The organism is Kitasatospora sp. NPDC098663 (assembly GCF_044760075.1).
Classification (GTDB): Bacteria; Actinomycetota; Actinomycetes; order Streptomycetales; family Streptomycetaceae; genus Kitasatospora.
Genome location: NZ_JBIWAP010000033.1, coordinates 35037 through 52990 on the forward strand (window position 1 = coordinate 35037; position 17954 = coordinate 52990).

The following is a 17954-nucleotide window of genomic DNA, read 5'->3' on the forward strand; positions in this document are numbered from 1 at the left end:
GCGGCCCGTCCGGACGGTCGGCACGGTCCGCCACGGCAGCGGCAGGAGCAGCATGCCCACTGAGCCCGAGTCGCCGGGGCCGGCGCTTCCACCCGGTGCGCCCACCGTCGAACCGCAGCAGGCAGCCGCCACCCACACCACCGGTCCGAACCCCGCCGCTCCCGCTCCCGTGACGGTCGACCAGCCCCCCGCCGGCCCCACTGCGGCCGGGCCGGGCCGGGCGAAGCCGCCCGCGCAGGCGGTGCGCCGGCCCGTGCCGCGCCCGGCGCCCGCGCTCGCCGCCGGACGGCTGGCGACGGTGCTCCCCGGCAGCCTGCCGCCCGCCTCCGCGGACACCATGCCGGACTGGCTGGAGCCCGCGATGGCCGCCAACGGCATCGGCTCCTTCGACTGGGACATCCGCCGCGACATCCTGGAGGGCGACCACCGGGCCTGCGCGATCATCGGCCTGGACAGCATGGACCAGGGCCGCTTCGACCGCACCGCCGGTTCCTTCCTGGCCCTGCTGCACCCCGAGGACGCGCCGGTCGTGCGCCGCCGGGTCGAGCGCGCGGTGGCCGAACTGGGCCAGTGCGGCGCCTACTACCGCACCGTCGGGCCCAACGGCACCATGCGCGCGGTGCGCTTCCGCGGCCGGGTGCTCGCGGACGCCTTCGGCCGGGCCTCGCGGATGGTGGGCTTCGTCTGGGACGCCACCGTCGAACTGCACAAGCGCGACCGCGCCGACCGGATGGCCCTGCTGCGCGAGGAGCGCTCCCGGTTCATCAAGGAGGCGGCCCGCGCCCTCTCCGAAGCCGTCACCGTCCGCGACGTGGCCCGGGTGTTCACCGGACTGCCGCTGCCCGGACTGCCGCCGGACGGCCTGGTGCTGGCCTCCTTCGAGGCCGGCCGGGCGCAGGTGCTCGGCGCCTCCGGCTACCGGACCGAGGCGCTGGCGGTCTGGGACCGCACGGTGCTGCCGGCCGGGCACCCGGCCGCCGAGGCGGTGCGCCACCGGGCGCCGGTGTTCATCCCGACCCGCGAGGAGTTCCGCGCGTCCTACCCCGAGGTCTGGGAGCCGACCAGCCGTACCGGGCGCGGCTCCTGGGCGTTCCTGCCGCTGGTGGCCAGCGGGCGGGCGATCGGCGTCTGCGTGGTCAGCTTCGACGACGAGCGCGAGCTGGACGCGGACGAGCGCACCCTGCTGTCCACCCTGGGCGGGCTGGTCGCCCAGTCCCTGGCCCGGGCCCGGCTGCACGACGCCGAGCACGAACTGGCGGCCGGCCTCCAGCGGGTGATGCTGCCGCGCACCGTGCCGTCGGTGCCGGGGGTGACGACCGCCGTGCGCTACCTGGCGGCCGGTTCCGGCCTGCAGATCGGCGGCGACTGGTACGACGTGGTGCCGCTGCCGGGTGGGCACGTCGGCCTGGTGATCGGGGACGTCCAGGGCCACGACGTGCACGCCGCCGGGATCATGGGCCAGCTGCGGATCGCGCTGCGCGCCTACGCGGCCGAGGGGCACCCGCCGGCCGCGGTGATGGCCCGCGCCTCCCGCTTCCTCGCCGACCTGGACACCGACCACTTCGCGACCTGCGCCTACGCCGAGGTCAACGTGGACTACGGCGTGGTCTACGCCGTCCGGGCCGGCCACCTCGACCCGGTGGTGCGCCGGGCGGACGGCACCGCCGCCGTGGTGCCGGTGGCCGGCGGGCTGCCGCTGGGCATCGACCCGGACCAGGAGTACCGGGTCACCCGGTTCAGCCTGGACCCGGGCGAGACGGTGCTGCTCTGTACCGACGGCCTGGTCGAGGCGCGCGGCATGGACCTGGACGAGGGCATCGCCCGACTCACCCGGGCGTTCGCCCGCCCGCTGCCGCCCGCCGAGGAGTCGGCCCGCGACCCGCTGGAGGACCTGGCCGACCGGATCGCCTCCCAGGCCGCCGACTCCAGCGAGCGCGAGGACGACATAGCGCTGCTGCTCCTGCGCTGGGACGGTCCGGCCGGCGGCCTGGCCGCCCAGCAGCTGCGCCGCCGGATCGGCCAGGCCGACCTGGCGCGGATCGCCGAGGTCCGGGCGGAGCTGCGCGACGCGCTGCGCCGCTGGGGCGTCGCCGAGTTCATCGACACCGCCGAACTGCTCTCCTCCGAACTGGTCACCAACGCCATCCGGCACACCGACCGGGACGCCATGTTCACCGCCCGGCTCTACCGGGAGCCCGCCGCGGACGGCGGACGGGCCCGGCTGCGGGTCGAGGTGGAGGACGAGTCGGACCTGTGGCCGACCCGCCGGACCCCGGGGGAGCAGGCCTCCTCCGGGCGCGGGCTGATGCTCGTCGAGGCGCTGGCGGACGCCTGGGGCGTGGAGCCGCGCGGGTCCGGCAAGCGGATGTGGTTCGAGCTCAGCGGCACGCCCGCAGCCTGAATCCGGCTACCCGAACTGCTGCTCCAGGTCCTTCAGTTTGCGCTCCAGCGAGTCCAGCCGGGGCAGCGTCACGGTGTCCTCGTCGACGGTCAGGTCGATGGTGCGCCGCTCCGGGCGGGCGGGCAGGCCCGGCTGGGCCACCGTGCCCTCGGCGGGCACCACCGCGCCCTCGGCGGCCTCGACCTCGCGCGGCCCGGCGGGCCGCTCCGCCGCGGGGCCGCCGGCTATGGCGGGTTCCGAGCCGGACTCCAACTGCCGTGCGCCGCCGCCGCGTCCGCGCCAGGCGTTGTTGCTGCGGCTGATCGCCCGGATCTCCGCCCGCTCACGGCGGCCGGCCAGCCTGCGGCGCTCGCGCTCTACGGCCCTCTCCCGCTTGTCCTCGCGGACCTCGTCCACCGCCTCGTCGAGGCTGCGAACGCCTTCCAGGAGCATCAGCGACCAGGCCGCGTAGGTCTCGCGCGGGGCGCGCAGCCAGCGCACGATGCGGATCTGCGGCAGCGGGCGGGGGACGAGCCCCTGCTCGCGCAGCGCGGCCCGGCGGGTCTGCTTGAGCGCCCGGTCGAACAGGATGGCCGCCGAGAGGGACATGCCGGAGAAGAACTGCGGGGCGCCCGCATGGCCGAAGCCGCGCGGGGCGTGCACCCAGTTGAACCAGGCCGAGGCGCCGGCGAACAGCCAGACCAGCAGCCGGGAGCCGAGCGCGGCGTCGCCGTGGCTGGCCTCGCGGACGGCGAGCACCGAGCAGAACATCGCGGCGCCGTCGAGGCCGAACGGCACGAGGTACTCCCAGCCGCCGGACAGCCCGAGGTTCTGCACCCCGAAGCCGACCAGCCCGTGGAAGGACAGCGCGGCGGCGACACCGGCGCAGCAGAACAGCAGCGTGTACGAGGCGCCGCCGTACAGGGATTCCTTGCGGCGGCGCCGTTCCTCGGAACGCTCCCAGGAATCCGGCCCTCCGGCGGCGGCGGATCCCCGGCTCCGGACCAGGGCCACCAGGAGCGCGCTGACCAGCAGCCCCGCACCTCCGGTGACGGCCCAGCCGAGCGGTATGTCGGACAATTTCATCGCCGGAACCAGCCTCGCTTTCCTGCGTCGCGTTCCTGCGTCGTGATGGCGGGGACCATCATGGCGGACGCTCGGCGGGGGAATGGCCGATTCGGTGCCAATGCGCTGAGTAGAGGGATTTCTGACCCCGCGACAATCGCATTTTCTTATGCATTTGAAGCGGTTTATTCCCGGAATTCCGGGCTTTCCGGATCCGGCCTCGCACGTATTTTCGTCAACCCCGCATGACGCGGGGGCAGCCGCCGCAGATGTCCTCCGGTTGGGCGGTGTACACGAGGCAGCAGCTGGCCCGGGCCCGGTCGGTGCCCGAAGCATCCCCGCCCCCGGGCGCCGGCGCGGCGAACCCGGCACCCGGGGTGAAGGGGGATGGGGCCGGAGCGGGGCCGCCGGTCACGCCGGGCGCGCACGCCGGTGCCGCCGCCGCGCCGCCCGCCTGCGGGGGCTCCAGCAGCGCGGACAGCTCGGCGCGCGCCCGCTCCTGCTCCCCGAGCAGCCCGCCGGCGTACCAGAGCCCCTCCACCGCCGCGTCCGTGGCCATCGCCCACAGCACCCGCGGCCCGCGCCGCACCTCGGGCCGGAAGGCGGCCAGCACCGGCTCCAGGAACCCGCCCAGCGCGCACCGCAGTTCGGCGGCCAGCGCGTTCGCGTCCGGCACCGTACGGGCCTGCGGCGCGCCGCCCGCCGGGTCGTCCGGCAGGCAGGCGAACGCCTCCGGGCGGACCGTCAGCTCCACCCGGTCGGCACCGCGGCGCACCGAGACGTCCTCCGGGCCGAGCAGCAGGACCCGGCGCTCCAGGAACCACGGCAGCGTGAACAGCAGCGAGAGCGGCCACACGACGCGGTGCAGGCCGAAGCCGGCCGCCACGTCCGGGCGCAGCGGCCGCCCGTAGCGGGCCAGGCCCTGCCGGGCGTCGTGGGCGATCAGCTCGCGGACCGCCTCGGGCCGGGTGGTCAGGTCGGCGGCGGGGATCCAGCCGTCGCCGCGGCGGGGCGGGGCGCAGCGCACCCGCAGGACGGGGGCGAGCGCGGTGAGCCGGTGGTACGAGGTCGCGCCGGGGGCGGTGGCGGCCGGTGCGGGGGCGAGGGCGTGCGCCTCGGTGGTGCGGGGGGCGCACGGCGTGGGGCCGGGCCGGGTGCTGCTCGCGGTCATGGGCGGGCCCCATCGGGTCGACCGGGGACCGCCCATGGACCGCCCGGCGGTGCCCGGTCGGGGTGGTGGCCCGCCCGGGCCCGGCCGGACCGGGGCATGGCGGTGCCCGGGGAACGGCAAGGCGAACCCGGCCGGGGTACTGCTCACCCCGGCCAGGTTAGGCTCACCTTAGCTGATCGTCCCCCAGGTCTCGCTGGTGATGCGCCCGTCCGGGGGAGGCCCCGGCGTGTGGGCCCCCTCCGGGGGGAGCCCCGGCGTGCGGGCCCCCTCCGGAGGAGGCCCCGGCGTGCGGGTGGTGCCCAGTTGGCGTGCGAGCCAGACCGGCACGCCGCCCAGGGCGTGGACGAGCCGGGCCGCCTCGGCGCGCAGCCGGGCGGCCTCGGCCGGCTCGGACACCTCGGCGAGCGCCGCGAGCGCCGGCGCCACCCCCACCGTGAAGCCGAGTTGCTCGCGCAGCCGGAGCGAGGCGTCGAAGCCCTCGCGGGCGTGGTCGCGGTCCCCGCGGGCCTGGGCCAGCGCCGCCAGGTGGCGCCAGGTGTACGAGCGCAGCAGCTCGTCCCCGCGTTCGCCCGCGCCGTCGTGCGCCCGGCGGTAGGCGATCCAGGCGGCGCCGCGGTCGCGCAGCAGGTTCTCGGCGACCAGTCCGCGCCGGAAGTCCAGCAGCGGTCGGCCCGGCGCGTCCGGCGGCAGCAGTGCCGAGGTGCGTCCGAGCGCGGCCTGCGCCTCGTCCAGTCGGTCCCGGGGGCCGAGCACGCTGGCCACGTACGCCAGGAAGCCGCGGGCGCAGGAGGCGGCCGCGCGCTGCTCGGTGCTGGCCACCACGGCCTCCGCGAGGCGCAGCGCCTGTTCGGCCTGGGTCCACTGTGCGGCGGTGAACAGGCACTGCTCGATGAGGAGTTCGGCCCGTGCCAGGGCCGCCGTCGGGTCCTGTTCGGCGGCCGGGCGCAGCAGTTCGGCCGCCTCCTGCCAGCACCCCCGGGACCTCAGTCGCCACACGGTGTCGCCCGGCTCCTCCGCTGCCGCCCGCCCCCGCCCGTTCGGGCCGTTCGGGCCCCATCCGTGCTCTGACAACGCCACCTCCTTGTGTGCGCCATCCAGCGGGGCGCGGCCCTGCCCGGCGTCGCCGCCGTCGACTGTCGGCGGCACGGCGACGGCAGCGCAAGGGCCCGCGCTGTGGCGGCAATTCAACACGGGGGTGAGCTTGTGCACCAGATCACGAGCGGAGGTTCTTGCATTCGCGGGGGAAATGATCTAGGGCTCGGGCTGATCCGCGAGGCGCGCCCTGGCGGACGCGCCCGGGCGGCTCTCGGCCGGTCAGGACGTCCAGCCGGTTTCCATCAGGGCCTCGGCGGCGCCGTTGGCGGGCTGCGGCACCCCTGCCAGGTCCAGGCTGAACAGGGCGACCAGCAGCTGTTCGCCGCGCACGGTGGCCTGGTGGGAGTAGCCGGCCAGGGTGAACATGGCGGCGGCCATCTCCTCGGCGTGCAGGGTCTGCAGCCACAGGCACTCGACCGACTTCACGTCGGCCGGCTCGGTCCAGGTGTCCACCTGGGCGACCATCCGGCTGCCCAGCAGGGTCACCCCGTCGCGCTCCTGGGCCTCCGTCAGTTCCAGGTCGTCGAAGCCGAGCCACTCCAGGTAGCGGGCGGCGGTGAAGACCGCGTCCTGCGAGGTGCGCACCGGGTGCGGGCGGAACGGCGCGCGGTGGCGGAACGGCTTGGGCTGGCTGCCGGAGCCGCCGGGCGGGGCGGGCACCGGGGCGCCCATCGGGTGGGCCGGGTAGGGGCGGGAGGCCTGCGGGCCGGGGGTGGCGAGCGGGCCGGCCGTGCCGCCGCCGAGCCGGGTGGTGCGGTCCACCGGCAGCCGGACGGTGGCGCCGCAGTTGCAGGTGAACTCGGGCTGCGGCCACTGGTCGGAGCGGCCGCAGTGCGGACAGCGCATGCTCAGCCAGGAGTCCTCCCAGGAGCGGAACCGCACCTGCACCGGCACCCCGCCGCGCAGCAGCGGCACCTTCAGCGAGGCGCCGCACGGACAGGGCAGCGACGGCGGCTCGTAGAGGTGCTCGCGGCGGCAGGCGGGGCAGCGGATCGCCCGGGCGCCACCGCCCGCCCCGTGCCCTGGCCTCGCGGGGTCGTGTCCGGTGAAGTCGTCGGGCAGTCCGGCCATCGCGGGCTCCGTCCGTTCGAGTCGGGTGGTGGAACGGTTTCCATGCTCCCCGAAACGTTGGGTCCTTGGCACGGAATGGGGCAATCCTCAGGGTCGGATCAGGGGTGTGCGCCCGGCCGTTGCCGGCCACGGGTGCTTCGGGCACCCGGGCCGGCCGGGTGCGGTCAGCCGGCGGACCAGCGGGCCAGGTCGGCTGGGGTGTCCAGGTCGTCCGGGACGGCGACGTCGGCGCACTCGACCAGCGTGACCGCGTCCGGGTGCGCGGCCAGCAGGGTGCGGGCCCCGGCGTCGCCGGACGCGCCCGCGGCCGCCTCCGTGAAGTGCCGGGCGCCGATCAGCACCGGGTGCCCGCGCCGCCCCGCGTAGGCCGCCGCGGCCAGTTCCGCGCCGGCCCGGTGCGCGGCCAGCAGCCGGGCCACCGCGGCCGGGGTGACGCCCGGGGTGTCCACCAGCATCACCAGCACCGCCGACACCTCCGGCGCCAGCGCGGCCAGCCCGGCGCGCAGCGAGGAGCCCATGCCGCCCGCCCAGTCAGGGTTGGCCACCAGCCGGCAGCCCGGCAGGTGCGCCGTGGAGCGGACGCGCTCGCCGGCCGCGCCCAGCACCACCGTGACGTCCGCGCAGCCGCCCGCCCGCACCACCGCCACCGCGTGCTCGACCAGCGGGCGCCCCTCGTACCGGATCAGGGCCTTGGGCCGCCCGCCGAGGCGCCGCCCGCCCCCGGCGGCGAGCACCAGCGCGGCGACGGGCCCGGCGGGGTCTTCGGTGGTCTGCATGGGCCCAGCCTGCCCGCCGGGGCCGGGGCCGCGCAGCCGTACGAACCGACAGTTGTACGAATGTACAAGGGGAACCCGCAGGTGGTGGCCGCCGCCCGGCGGTTCGGCCGCTGGTCCTGCGGCCCGCCGACCCCTGTACTGGGTCGATGAACACCGCACCGCGCCCGCTGCTGGACCGTTTCGGCCGGGTCCACACCGACCTGCGGGTCTCGCTGACCGACCGCTGCAACCTGCGCTGCACCTACTGCATGCCGGCCGAGGGCCTGGACTGGCTGCCGAGGGCGCAGGCGCTGGGCGACGACGAGGTGGTGCGGCTGGTGCGGATCGCGGTCGGGCGGCTGGGGATCGCCTCGGTGCGGCTGACCGGCGGGGAGCCGCTGCTGCGGCGCGGCCTGCCGGACCTGGTGGGGCGGATCGCCGCGCTGGGGCCGGAGGTGTCGCTGACGACGAACGGGATCGGGCTGGCCCGCACGGCGGTGGCGCTGCGGGCGGCGGGGCTGGAGCGGGTGAACGTCAGCCTCGACACGCTGCGCCCGGAGCGGTTCGCACGGATCACGCGGCGGGACCGGATCGCGGACGTCTTCGCGGGCCTGGCGGCGGCGCGGGCGGCGGGACTGGGGCCGGTGAAGGTGAACGCGGTGCCGGTGCGCGGGGTGAACGAGGACGAGATCCCGGAGCTGGCGGCCTTCGCGGTGGAGCACGGGTACCGGATGCGGTTCATCGAGTCGATGCCGTTGGACGCGCAGGGCGCCTGGGACCGTTCGGCGATGGTCACCGCCGCGGAGGTCCTGGAGCGGCTCGGGGAGCGCTTCGACCTGCTGCCCGTGGGAAGGCGGGGCAGCGCCCCGGCACAGGAGTGGCGGATCGCGGGCACGGACGCCGTCATCGGGGTGATCGCCTCCGTGACCCGCCCGTTCTGCGGGGGCTGCGACCGGGTCCGGCTGACCGCCGACGGCCAGTTGCGCAACTGCCTGTTCGCGACGGAGGAGTCCGATCTGCGCGTGCTGCTGCGCGGCGGCGCGGACGACGACCGGATCGAGGCGGCCTGGCGGGCCTCGGTGGCCGGGAAGGGGCCCGGACACGCCGTCAACTCCGCCGGTTTCGTCCGGCCCGTCCGCCCGATGTCCGCCATCGGCGGCTGACGACCGGGGTGTGAGCTTCGACATGGTCGGCGGCGTTCGCGTGGCGTCGCCTTGACCTGCTCTCGGACTGGCTGATCTGCTGGTTCGCCGTCAACCCGCCACAGATCCCGGGAGTTATCCGTGCCCGCCCGCCGCACCGCCCTGTCCGCCGCCACCGTGTTCCTGATATGCGCGCTCGCGCTGGCCGGCTGGCTGCTCGGCGGCCGTGACCACAAGAGCGGCGACTCCGCCGCGCCCGCCGGGGGCCTGGGCACCAGCCCGCTGCAGAACCCGGACGGCACCAAGCCCGGCCTGGCCCCGCTGACCACGCCCGAGGAGCAGAAGGCGGGCCGGGACGTGATAGCCAAGGTCGCCACCGCCGCCGCCGGCCCCAAGGACGGCTACGACCGCAACGAGTTCGGCCCCGCCTGGACGGACAACGTCGACGGTGTCCCGCTCGGCCACAACAACTGCGACACCCGCAACGACCTGCTCGCCCGCGACGGCACCGCCGTCGAGCGCAAGGACGGCTCGAACTGCGTCGTCACCGCGATGACCATCTACGACCCGTACACCGGCAAGAACGTCCAGTGGACCAAGCAGCAGGCCACGAAGATCCAGATCGACCACGTGATGCCGCTGTCCTACGACTGGCAGCTGGGCGCCGCCAAGTGGGACAAGGCCAAGCGCGTCCAGATCGCCAACGACCCGCTCAACCTGATCCCCGCCGACGGCTCGCAGAACGCCTCCAAGGGCGACTCCGGCCCGGCCACCTGGCTGCCCGCCAACACCGCCGTCCGCTGCTCCTACGCCGTCCGCTTCGCCCAGGTCTCCCTGAAGTACCAGCTCCCCGTCACCGTGGCCGACAAGCAGGCCATGCTGCAGCAGTGCGGCGGCTGAGGAATCGTTACGGCAGGTGCTGGTGTGACGGGAGCGGGCGCCGGGTGGTATTCGTGGGCGGTGCACTCGTCGAACCCCCGTCGCCCGCTCCGCGCCCTGCTCACCGTCGCCCTCCTCGTGCTCGCCGCGGGCTGCACCGGGCCGTCGGACCCGGGCGCCCGCCGGCCCGGCACCGCGGCCGCGGCCGCGGCCGGGCCCCAGGACCTGGTGCCCGGCACGGCCGCCCCCGCGCTCGCGGCCCTGTACCTCCAGCCGCTGGACTGGAAGGACTGCCCGGACCGGCCCGAGCGCCCGGCCGGGGAGCCGGTCGCGCAGTGCACCGGGCTCAAGGTCCCGCTGGACTACGCCGATCCGGGCGGCGCGACGATCGACGTCGCCGTCTCCCGGATCCGCGCCACCGAGGCCGACCGGCGGATCGGGGCCCTGGTGCTCAACCCCGGCGGGCCCGGCAACTCCGGCGTGGACCGGGTGGTCTGGGGCTGGGAGGACTACCGCGGCACCCTCTCCGACCACTTCGACCTGGTCGGCTTCGACCCGCGCGGCGCCGGCCGCACCACCCCCGTGCACTGCCTCGACGACCGCACCCGGGACGAGTGGACCAGCACCGACGACCCCGGCTACGACCGCGGCCGGGTCCTCGCCGACGCCTGCCAGGCCCGGTACGCCACGCTGCTGCCCCACCTCTCCACCCGCGACACCGCCCGCGACCTGGACGTGCTGCGCGGCGCCCTGGGCGAACGGCGGCTCGACTTCCTCGGCAGCTCCTACGGCACCTACCTGGGCGCCCTCTACGCCGAGGAGTTCCCCGCCCGCACCGGCCGCCTCGCCCTGGACGGCGCCTTCGAGCGCAGCCTCGACCCGGTCCGGATGAACGTCGAGGCCGCCGCCGCCACCGAGACCGCGCTGCGGGACTTCGCCGCCGACTGCGCGGGCCGCGACGGCTGCCCGCTCGGCCGCGACCGCGCCGCCGCCCCGCAGCGGCTCGCCGACTTCCTGGACGGCCTGCGCGCGCACCCGCTGCCCGCCGCCGACGGCCGCCGCCTCACCGCCACCCTGGCCTGGAACGGCACCCTCGACACCCTCTACGACGGCCACCGCTCCTGGGAGCGGCTGCGCCAGGCCCTCGACCCGGCGATCACCCGCGGCGACGCCGCCGAACTGCTCGCCCTCGCCGACGGTGCCAACGGCCGTGCCGAGGACGGCGGTTACTCCACCGCGGCGGACGCCTTCGCCGCCATCAGCTGCGCGGACGCCCTGATGGCCCCCGGCGCCGGGGACCTGCGCACCGACCGCGCCGAACTCGCCGCCCGCGCCCCGCTGATGAGCCGGCACGACACCTCGGCGGCGCTGTTCGCCCCGGACTGCCGCTCCTGGCCGTACCGCACCGTCGAACGGCCCGCCCGGATCCGGGCCGAGGGCAGCGCCCCGATCCTGGTGATCGGCTCCACCGCGGACCCGGTCACGCCGTACCCGTGGGCGCAGCGGATGGCCTCCAACCTCGCCGACGCCGTCCTGCTCACCCGGGACGGCGACGGGCACACCGGCTACGACAAGAGCGGGTGCGTGCGGGACGCGGTGGCCGCGTTCCTGGTGGACGGCACGCTGCCCGCCGCCGGGACGCACTGCCCGTCCGCCTGACGGGAGCTGACGGGGCTCGCCAGGGGGCAACGCGAAGGGGCGCACCGCCGGCTGCGGTGCGCCCCCTGGGGTGGGACGGTCAGGACGTCGGGGCCGTCAGGTCGTAGAAGGTGGTGGAGCCGACCGTCTTCGCGGTGAAGTGGCTCGTCACCCAGCTCTCGATCTGGGAGGTCTCCGACTCCTTCTCCCCGGTGTCGCCCTGTCCGCTCCCGGCCCCGCCGAAGCCGCGGTGGGAGCCGCCGGCGATGAACCAGTGCACCTTGCCCTCCTGGACGTACTTCCGGAAGCCGGCCAGGCTGAGCGAGGGGTCGGTGCCGTTGAAGCCGCCGAGGGCCATCACCGGCTTCCCGGTGGCGAGTTGGTAGCTGGCGGCGTTCTGCGAGCCGCTGGTGGCGGCCGCCCAGGTGTACTGGTCGGCGTTCTCCTCGAGCAGGGCGGAGGCCTCCTCGCTCACCTTGGTGCCGCCGAGCAGGCCGCCCATGCCGCCCGCGCCGGCGGGGCCGCCCGTGCTGCCGGGGCCGAAGGCGCCGGGGTCCTCGCCGCTGCCGGGGTTGCCGGTGCCGGGGTTGCCGGGGTCGGCGGTGCCGGGGTCGGCGCCCGCGCCGCGCTCGCGGTGACCGCCGCCGCCCAGGCCCTTGCCCGAACCGCCGCCCGGCCAGCCGCCGTTGCCGCCGTTGAAGCCGCCCTGGCCGCCGCCGTTGAACCCGTTGCCGCCGCCCTGGGTGCCCGGCCAGCCGCCGTTCTGCCCGCCGCCGTTCTGGCCGGGCTGGAACGCCCGCCCGTTGCCCGGGAAGCCCTGCCCGCCGTGCCGGCCGCCGCCGCCCGGGCCGGAGGCGCCCTGGACGGCCGGGCCGGCCGTGACGATGGAGCCGCTGTGCGCCGTGCCGACGGTGTCCACCGCGTACGCGGCCGGCCCGCCGAGCGCCGCCGCCAGGCCGACCAGGCCGGCGACCGAGGCGATCCGGGCCCCGAGCCGCCCGTCGGCCCGCCCGGCCAGCTGTCCGGCGACCAGTGCGGCCGCCGCCACCAGCCCGCCGACCAGCGCCGCCCAGCGCAGCCAGGGCAGGAACTCCGCGCTCCGCCCGAGCAGGACGAACGCCCACACCGCCGTCACCGCGAGGGTGCCGGCCAGCACCAGCACCCACGGAAGCCGGTGCCGGGCCCGCCACAGGCCGTCCACGCCCATGCCGACCAGCGCCGCGACGGCCGGGGCGAGCGCCACCGTGTAGTACTGGTGGAAGATCCCGGACATGAAGCTGAACACCAGCGCGGTGGACAGCATCGCGCCACCCCAGACCAGGAACGCCGCGCGGGCGGTGTCGGTGCGGGCGTAGCGGCGCGTCGCCCACAGGGCGGCGACCAGCAGGATCAGCGCGGCCGGCAGCAGCCAGGCGATCTGCCCGCCGATGTCGCTCCCGAACAGCCGGGTGAGGCCGGTCTGGCCCCAGCCGCGGCCGCCGCGCATCGCCCCGGCGGGCAGGTCGAGCCCGGCCGGGAGCCGCCCGCCGCCACCGACGCTGCCGGTCTCGTCGCCGTTGATCCGGCCGAGGCCGTTGTAGCCGAAGGTGAGGGAGAGGAAGCTGTCGTCCTGCGAGCCGCCGACGTACGGGCGGGCCGAGGCCGGCAGCAGCTCGACCACCGCGACCCACCAGCCGCCCGCGACCACCATGGCCGCGCCCGCGAGCAGCAGCTGCCGCACCCGCCGCCACAGGCCGGTGGGCGCGACGACCAGGTAGACCAGCGCGAAGGCGGGCAGCACGAGGAAGGCTTGCAGGGTCTTGGTGAGGAAGGCCAGGCCGAACATCGCCCCGGTGAACACCAGCCACCGGGTGCCCGCCGCCTCGATGGCCCGCACCAGCCCGTACGCGGCCAGGGTGAGCAGCAGGGCCAGCAGCGCGTCGGGGTTGTTGAAGCGGAACATCAGCGCCGCGACCGGGGTGAGCGCCAGGGCGGCCCCGGCGAGCAGGCCGCCGAGCGGGGAGAAGCGCCGGCGCACCGTCGCGTACACGACGCCGACGGTGGCGGCGCCCATCAGGGCCTGCGGGGCGAGCACGGACCAGGAGGACAGGCCGAAGACCCGCACCGAGAGGGCCATCGGCCACAGCGACATGGGGGGCTTGTCGACGGTGATGAAGTTCCCGGCGTCGGAGGAGCCGAAGAAGAAGGCCTTCCAGCTCTGGCTGCCGGCCTGGACGGCGGCCGAGTAGAAGGCGTTGGCCCAGCCGGAGGCGCTCAGGCCCCAGAGGTAGAGGACGACGGTCGCGGCCAGCAGGGCCAGCAGGGCCGGGCGCACCCAGCGCGGGTCGTCCGCGCGGCCGCGCCAGGCGCGGGCGGGGAGGGTACGCAGCCGGCCGGACCAGGAGGCGGGGCCCTTGGGGCCGGTGGGCGGCAGGGGCTGCTCGGGGAAGAGCGGCGCCTGGTCCGGCCGGGCTGGGTCCGGCTGCGGCACCTCCGGCGGCGGGAAGTCCGCGGCCTCGGGCCACGGTTCGCCGGCCGGAGTGGAGTAGCTGGTCGTGGTCATGCGCCATACCGTGCGTGGTGCGGCTGAGAGGAGCGTGAGACGACGCTGTGAGACGGGTGTGATCTGCGGGGCGTTCGGGTGATCGGGTGATCGGGGCGGGCCGCCGGGGGATCGGTCAGGAGGCCTTCGGCGTGGTCAGGCGGCCTTCGGCATGGTGAGGTGCTGGCCGAGCCACTCCAGGGCCGGGGGGATCTCCCGGGTCCAGGTGTGGAAGTTGTGGCCGCCGGTGTCCAGGGTGATGGTGGACAGCTTGGTGGGGGCCTTGAAGGCGCCGACCATGGCCTGGGTGTCGGCGTAGTTGTTCTCGTCGTAGCTGGTGGTGAGCAGCAGGGAGACGGGGGCGGCGGGCTGGTTCTTCAGCCGCCACAGCAGGTCGTTCTGCTGCTTCAGCTGGTCGTTTCCGCCGAAGAGGTCGCCGGTGGTCTCGTCGTGCGCCGCGCTGTAGTAGCCGGAGAGCGCGACCGCCGCGCGGTAGGAGTCGGGCTTGCGCATCGCGAACTTGAGCGCGCAGTAGCCGCCGGTCGAGTTGCCGATCACGGCGCGGCTCGCCGGGTCGGTGCCGAGCCGGTAGGTGGTGGCGAGCGCCTTGGGCAGGTCGGTGGTGAAGAAGGTCTCCGCCTGGGGGCCGCCCGGCACGTCGACGCACTCGGTGTCCCGGTTGCCGACGACGGTGGGGCGCATCATCACCAGGACGGTCGGCGGCAGCTTCTTCTGCTCGATCGCGGTGAGGGTGGAGGCCGGGTACTGCATCAGCGAGATCAGCTTCTCCGGGGTGCCCGGGTAGCCGGTGAGCACCAGGGCCATCGGGAACCGCTGCTGCGCGTAGTCCGGCTGGAAGTACTGCGGGGGCAGGTAGACGAACGCCTCGGTGCTCAGGCCGGTCGAGGCTCCTTTGACGGCGACCTGCTGGATCAGTCCGGAGCGCTCCCGGTCGGAGCCCTGGGCCGAGTAGAACTTCTGCTCGCCGGTGACGGCCACGGCGGCGTTCGGCGTGTGGTCGACGACGGTGCCCGGCTTGCCGTCGGTGCCGAGCAGGTCGCTCCAGGAGCTGTAGAAGCCGAAGTAGCCGTTGGCGATCAGGCCCATGGCGACCAGCACGGCGATCTGGGTGGCGAGGAAGGCGCCGATCCGGGCCGTCCAGGACTTCCAGCCCTTCCCGCCGAAGCGCGGCCAGAGCCACATGGTGGCGCCGAAGACGAGGATCGCGACGACCGAGGCGACGATCTGGAGGGGGAGTCCGGTGAGGCTGAGCACGCCCCGATCGTAGTTGACCTCGATCAGCGCCCCCGGGCGCCCCCTGCACGCCCTCCGCACGCCCTCGGAATCCGGTTGACCGCGCCGGGCGGGCCCGCCAGCATGGCGGCGGACACGTGCACGCTGTGTGCGCGGGGCGTCACGGGGGCGGGGTTCATGAAGTCCATCACCAAGGCCGGTCTGGCCGTCGGCACGGTACTGCTGCTCGCGGCCTGCTCCAGCGGCACCGGGGGCGGCGGGGGGAGCGCCGCGGGCGGGCCGTCCACCGGCGCGGCCCCGGCCCCGCCCGCGCCGACGCGGACGCCGACCCCCACCCCGACGCCGCCGCCGTACGGCCCGGTGCTCGGCACGACCATCGACCCGGTGAACACCGCGCTCGGCCAGGTGGCCGGGGCCAAGACCCTGGGCGACCTGGACGGCGTGCTCGGCGGCATCGCCACCAGCGCGCGGACGGCCGGGCGGGGCCTGGGCCTGGCGGACGAGCCGGCCGCGGTCACCACGGCGCGGACCGAACTGGTGGCGGCGCTGACCTCGCTGGCCGCCGACGCGACGAAGGTCCGCGGCGACATCAAGAGCAGGAGCGTCTGCGCGGTGGGTTCCGCGCAGGCCGAGCTGGGCGCCTCCGAGGGCCTGGCGGCGGTGTCGGCGGCCCTGGCCAAGATGGCGGCGGCCGGCTACCCGACGACCTTCGCCGTCCCGCAGACCCCGAAGCAGCAGTCCCGTTCGCTGGACAACGGCACCCTGGTGCGCGAGGGGCGGTTGCGCGGCGAGGGCGTGTTCAAGGTCGACAACGGCGGCAGGGGGGACGCGGTCGTCTCGCTCGCGCTGAACGGCAGGTCGGTGCACTCGGTGTACGTGGCCAAGGGGCAGAAGGCCAGCATCGAGGGCGTCGAGGACGGGACGTACGAGGTGTACTTCGCGGGCGGGGTGGACTGGGACTCCGACGCGAAGGCGTTCACGCAGAGCTGCCGGTTCACCAAGTTCCAGGACACGCTGGCGTTCGAGACCGGGCGCACCGCGACGTCCTGGTCGATCACCCTCCAGCCGACGGTCGGCGGCAACGCCAAGACCGACGAGGTGGACGAGAACTCCTTCCCGCAGCCGTAGCCCCGGCGGGCGGGCGGACGGACGTGACGCCCCGGCGGGCGGGCACGGCCGGTGCCGTGGGGTGCCATCGGGCCCGCCCTTAACGGGCATACCGGGGCGGATGGTTGCCGCCCCGGGCCGCAACGGCCGATTACCGTCGGCGAGTTCGGCCAATACGGTTGACCACTTGAAGTGACCATGGCACTTTCGTGCGGCGCGGGCCTCGGCGACCAGTCGTACACCCCGCGATCCCCCACAAGGAGAGCCATGTTCAAGAGACTTGCCGCGATGGCCGGCGTCGGCGCCGTCGTCGCGGGCGGACTGACCCTCGCCGCCGCCCCCGCGCACGCCGTCCAGGCCAGCGACCTGACCTCCACCATCGCGCTGAGCAACTGCTCGGCCTCGCTGGTCCGTTACCCCACCTCGGTGGCCGGCGACCGGGCCCTGATGCTCACCAACGGCCACTGCCTGCCGACCATGCCCACGGCCGGCCAGGTCATCCAGAACGCGAGCGCGAGCCGCAGCGGCACCCTGCTCGACGGCGCCGGCAACAGTCTCGGCACCGTCCAGGCCGACAAGGTCGTCTACGCGACCATGACCGGCACCGACGTCGCGCTCTACCAACTCACCGACACCTACGGCTCGATCAGCTCCAAGTACGGCGCCACCGCGCTGACCGTCAACGACACGCACCCGACCGACGGCGCCGCGATGTACATACCCTCCTCGTACTGGAAGCAGGTGTGGAACTGCTCCGTCAACGGGTTCGTGCCCACCCTGCGCGAGGACCAGTGGACCTGGCACGACTCGCTGCGCTACAGCTCCGGCTGCAACACCACGCACGGCACCTCCGGTTCGCCGATCATCGACTCCGCCAGCGGGCGGATCATCGGCATCAACAACACCGGCAACGACAACGGCGAGATGTGCACCCTGGACAACCCTTGCGAGGTTGCCGCGGACGGCACCACCAAGGCCGTCAAGGGCCAGAGCTACGGTGAGGAGACCTACTGGTTCACCACCTGCCTCGGCAACGGCCGGGTCATCGACCTCAACGTGGCGGGCTGCCTGCTCACCAAGCCGGCCGGCAGCGGCGCGGTCTCCGTCAGCAGCCCCGGTGACCAGTCCACCGCGGTCGGTGGTGCGGTGAACCTCCAGATCAACGCTTCCGGTGGTACCGCGCCGCTGTCGTACAGTGCGACGGGTCTGCCGGCCGGGTTGGCGATCAACGCGTCCACGGGTGTGATCACCGGTACCGCCACCACGGCGGGCTCGTCCAGCGTGACGGTGACGGTGAAGGACTCGGCGGGCAAGTCCGGCACCACCAGCTTCACCTGGGTGGTGACCGGTGGCGGTGGCGGCACCTGCACGCCGGCGCAGCTGCTGGGCAACGCGGGCTTCGAGACGGGCTCGGCGGCGCCGTGGACGACCAGCTCCGGTGTGGTGGACAACAGCTCCTCGCAGGCTGCGCACGGTGGTTCGTGGAAGGCGTGGCTGAACGGCTACGGTTCCTCGCACACCGACACGCTGGCGCAGACGGTGACGATTCCGGCGGGCTGCAAGGCGACGCTGAGCTTCTGGCTGCACATCGACACCGCTGAGTCGGGCAGCACCGCGTACGACAAGCTGGCCGTGTCGGTGAACGGCACCACGTTGAAGACGTACTCCAACGTGGACGCGGCGGCGGGCTACCAGCAGCGGACCTTCGACCTCTCGTCCTACGCGGGCCAGAGCGTCACCCTGAAGTTCACCGGCACCGAGGACGCCTCGCTGCAGACGAGCTTCGTGATCGACGACACCTCCATCCAGACCGGCTGACGCACCACCGGCACGCCGTCCGGCCCCGGGGCTCCCGCACCCCGGGGCCGGACCGTGC

12 protein-coding genes and 2 pseudogenes are annotated in these 17954 nt (G+C 75.1%); 7 read left to right on the forward strand and 7 right to left on the reverse strand.

All coding sequences use genetic code 11. From position 1 onward, the window contains the following. Window positions 1-52 precede the first annotated feature (52 nt). Window positions 53-2401, forward strand: coding sequence for a SpoIIE family protein phosphatase (locus ACIQVZ_RS29940; RefSeq protein ID WP_350881567.1), 2349 nt, complete (start codon window positions 53-55; stop codon window positions 2399-2401). A 6-nt stretch (window positions 2402-2407) separates the two neighbouring features. On the opposite strand, the gene ACIQVZ_RS29945 is transcribed toward ACIQVZ_RS29940, so the two are convergent. From ACIQVZ_RS29945 to ACIQVZ_RS29965, 5 genes are all read right to left on the reverse strand, one after another. Further along, on the reverse strand, window positions 2408-3466 hold the full coding sequence (locus ACIQVZ_RS29945) for a DUF2637 domain-containing protein (RefSeq protein WP_402454141.1): 1059 nt from the start codon (window positions 3464-3466) through the stop codon (window positions 2408-2410). Window positions 3467-3680: 214 nt separating this feature from the next. Next, on the reverse strand, window positions 3681-4616 hold the full coding sequence (locus ACIQVZ_RS29950) for a (2Fe-2S)-binding protein (protein ID WP_402454142.1): 936 nt from the start codon (window positions 4614-4616) through the stop codon (window positions 3681-3683). Between the two features lie 168 nt (window positions 4617-4784). Then, window positions 4785-5687 (reverse strand): hypothetical protein, encoded by a 903-nt coding sequence (locus ACIQVZ_RS29955; RefSeq protein WP_350881560.1) that lies wholly within the window; start codon window positions 5685-5687, stop codon window positions 4785-4787. Between the two features lie 243 nt (window positions 5688-5930). Further along, window positions 5931-6782: a hypothetical protein gene (locus tag ACIQVZ_RS29960; RefSeq protein ID WP_350881558.1), complete on the reverse strand. Its 852-nt coding sequence runs from the start codon at window positions 6780-6782 to the stop codon at window positions 5931-5933. A 164-nt stretch (window positions 6783-6946) separates the two neighbouring features. After that, window positions 6947-7558 carry an NTP transferase domain-containing protein gene (locus ACIQVZ_RS29965; RefSeq protein WP_402454145.1) on the reverse strand — a complete coding sequence of 204 codons (612 nt, stop codon included), beginning with the start codon at window positions 7556-7558 and terminating at the stop codon, window positions 6947-6949. Between the two features lie 146 nt (window positions 7559-7704). Between ACIQVZ_RS29965 and moaA the strand changes: the two genes are divergently transcribed. The 3 genes from moaA to ACIQVZ_RS29980 all read left to right on the forward strand — a co-directional run bounded on the left by moaA (window position 7705) and on the right by ACIQVZ_RS29980 (window position 11217). Next, complete coding sequence (gene moaA, locus ACIQVZ_RS29970; protein ID WP_402454148.1) at window positions 7705-8700, forward strand: GTP 3',8-cyclase MoaA; 996 nt, start codon at window positions 7705-7707, stop codon at window positions 8698-8700. A gap of 120 nt (window positions 8701-8820) precedes the next feature. Then, window positions 8821-9579, forward strand: a complete 759-nt coding sequence (locus tag ACIQVZ_RS29975; RefSeq protein WP_350881552.1) for an HNH endonuclease family protein — start codon at window positions 8821-8823, stop codon at window positions 9577-9579. Between the two features lie 60 nt (window positions 9580-9639). Continuing rightward, window positions 9640-11217: an alpha/beta hydrolase gene (locus ACIQVZ_RS29980; RefSeq protein ID WP_402454150.1), complete on the forward strand. Its 1578-nt coding sequence runs from the start codon at window positions 9640-9642 to the stop codon at window positions 11215-11217. A gap of 79 nt (window positions 11218-11296) precedes the next feature. On the opposite strand, the gene ACIQVZ_RS29985 is transcribed toward ACIQVZ_RS29980, so the two are convergent. Beyond that, window positions 11297-13738, reverse strand: a complete 2442-nt coding sequence (locus ACIQVZ_RS29985) for an ArnT family glycosyltransferase (protein WP_402454153.1) — start codon at window positions 13736-13738, stop codon at window positions 11297-11299. 135 nt (window positions 13739-13873) lie between these two features. Next, on the reverse strand, window positions 13874-14992 hold the full coding sequence (locus ACIQVZ_RS29990) for an alpha/beta hydrolase (RefSeq protein ID WP_402454155.1): 1119 nt from the start codon (window positions 14990-14992) through the stop codon (window positions 13874-13876). A 156-nt stretch (window positions 14993-15148) separates the two neighbouring features. On the opposite strand from ACIQVZ_RS29990, the gene ACIQVZ_RS29995 reads away from it, so the two are divergent. The 3 genes and pseudogenes from ACIQVZ_RS29995 to ACIQVZ_RS30005 all read left to right on the forward strand — a co-directional run. Continuing rightward, on the forward strand, window positions 15149-16099 hold the full coding sequence (locus ACIQVZ_RS29995) for a hypothetical protein (protein ID WP_402454156.1): 951 nt from the start codon (window positions 15149-15151) through the stop codon (window positions 16097-16099). Between the two features lie 267 nt (window positions 16100-16366). Continuing rightward, window positions 16367-16963 (forward strand): annotated as a pseudogene (locus ACIQVZ_RS30000) (serine protease); the annotation flags it as partial. 213 nt (window positions 16964-17176) lie between these two features. Beyond that, window positions 17177-17896 (forward strand): annotated as a pseudogene (locus ACIQVZ_RS30005) (putative Ig domain-containing protein); the annotation flags it as partial. Between the last annotated feature and the right edge of the window lie 58 nt (window positions 17897-17954).

Coding starts and splice junctions, on each gene's coding strand:
- ACIQVZ_RS29950 (WP_402454142.1), bottom strand. CDS start 4,616: ATGACCGCGAGCAGCACCCGGCCCGGCCCCACGCCGTGCGCCCCCCGC.
- moaA (WP_402454148.1), top strand. CDS start 7,705: ATGAACACCGCACCGCGCCCGCTGCTGGACCGTTTCGGCCGGGTCCAC.
- ACIQVZ_RS29985 (WP_402454153.1), bottom strand. CDS start 13,738: ATGACCACGACCAGCTACTCCACTCCGGCCGGCGAACCGTGGCCCGAG.
- ACIQVZ_RS29940 (WP_350881567.1), top strand. CDS start 53: ATGCCCACTGAGCCCGAGTCGCCGGGGCCGGCGCTTCCACCCGGTGCG.
- ACIQVZ_RS29995 (WP_402454156.1), top strand. CDS start 15,149: ATGAAGTCCATCACCAAGGCCGGTCTGGCCGTCGGCACGGTACTGCTG.
- ACIQVZ_RS29945 (WP_402454141.1), bottom strand. CDS start 3,466: ATGAAATTGTCCGACATACCGCTCGGCTGGGCCGTCACCGGAGGTGCG.
- ACIQVZ_RS29960 (WP_350881558.1), bottom strand. CDS start 6,782: ATGGCCGGACTGCCCGACGACTTCACCGGACACGACCCCGCGAGGCCA.
- ACIQVZ_RS29965 (WP_402454145.1), bottom strand. CDS start 7,558: ATGCAGACCACCGAAGACCCCGCCGGGCCCGTCGCCGCGCTGGTGCTC.